The organism is Roseomonas rosulenta (assembly GCF_016106005.1).
Classification (GTDB): Bacteria; Pseudomonadota; Alphaproteobacteria; order Acetobacterales; family Acetobacteraceae; genus Neoroseomonas; species Neoroseomonas rosulenta.
On record NZ_JACADR010000511.1, the window covers coordinates 1 to 1513 of the forward strand.

The 1513-nt window shown below is 75.0% G+C and carries 1 protein-coding gene; it reads right to left on the reverse strand.

The annotated features are described in order from the left end of the window. Positions 1 to 14: 14 nt before the first annotated feature. Positions 15 to 1304 carry an O-linked N-acetylglucosamine transferase, SPINDLY family protein gene (locus HW578_RS26400; RefSeq protein WP_369407985.1) on the reverse strand — a complete coding sequence of 430 codons (1290 nt, stop codon included), beginning with the start codon at positions 1302 to 1304 and terminating at the stop codon, positions 15 to 17. Positions 1305 to 1513: the final 209 nt, after the last annotated feature.

The following is a 1513-nucleotide window of genomic DNA, read 5'->3' on the forward strand; positions in this document are numbered from 1 at the left end:
TCGCCGCCGCGCGCTCAGCCGCGCGCGCACCAGTCGCGCCACATCGCCCGCCAGGCGGCCGCGAGCCGCCGCGCCATGCCCGGCCCATCGGCCAGCGCGCCCGGTACGAGACGGGCGCGCACAGGGGCAAGCGTCTGCGTGTCGCGCGCGCGGCTCACCGCCTGCACGACGTAGTCCTCGACATCCTGCGCGATCCAGTCGGCCAGGCCCGCGGCGGTCAGCAGCGTCTCGCCGTTGCGGCTCATTATGCCGCCGCGCCCGCGCAGCGTGAGCGTCGGCACGCCGGCAAGGATCGCTTCCGCCGTAGTGGTGCCGCCGGGGAAGGGGAACGGGTCCAGCATCATGTCCACGTCGGCGTAGCGCGCGAGATAGGCCGGGCGCGGGCTGTGCCCCTCGATGTCGAGCCGCGCCAGATCCCCACCCGCGGCCGCGAAGCGCGCGCGGATCGCGCCCGCCGTGCCGGCATCCTCCAGCGCGCGGGACTTCAGCAGCAGCCGCGCCCGCGGCACCGCCGCCAGGATGCGCGCCCAGGCGCCGAGCACGTCCTCGTTCAGCTTCATCGGCGCGTTGAAGCAGCCGAAGGTGGCATGCCCACGGGCCAGCATCGGCAGCGCGCCGCGCGGCAGCGCGAAGCCCGGCGGCGTGATGCACAGGTAGCAGCCCGGCAGGCGCATCACGCGCTCGGTATACAGCCCCTCCTCGCCCGGCGGCACGCTCACCGCATCGGCGATGATCCAGTCCACCGCGCGCGATCCCGTGGTGTTGGCATAGCCGATCCACGTCGCCTGCACCGGTGCGGGGCGATGGTCGAGCACAGCCAGCCGCGTGCCCTGCGTATGCCCCGAGAGATCGACCAGGATGTCGATGCCATCGGCCCGGATCTGCGCCGCAACCGCCGCATCCGGCTGGCGTGCACGCGCCGCCAGCCATCGAACAACCCGCGGAAGCGGGCCGTGGCCGCATCGCCGCCCGCCTGGTTCGCATAGGCCAGAAGTTCGAAGTCGCGCCGGTCGTGCGCCGCGATCGCCGCTTCCAGGAAATAGCCGACCGGATGCGCCCGGAAATCGCCCGAGAGGAAGCCGATGCGCAGCCGCCGGTCCGGGTCGCGCGTGTTCGCGAAGGGGCGCGGCGGCAGCGGCGGGAAGGCCTCGCCATAGGCGCGGTGGTCGGCTGCGACCTCGGCGGCGGTCAGGCCCGGCAGGTAGTTCAGCGCCAGCAGCAGGTTGTGCCAGGCGGGCCGGCAGGCGCGGTCCTGCGCGATGGCGGCGCGCTGCACCGCCACCGCCTCCGCCGCGCGGCCCGATTGCAGCAGCGCCAGGCCGTGATTGACCTTGGCGTCGGCGCGATCGGCCAGCGCCTGCGCCACGGCAGCCAGGTGGGGCTCGGCATCATGCGGGCGGCCGAGGCCGAGCAACGCCTCGCCCAGGCTGCTGCGCAGCAGCGGGTCGTCGGGCGCGGCCGCCTGCGCCGCGGCCAGTAGCGGCAGCGCGCGGTCGGGGCGGGCGGCCTCCAT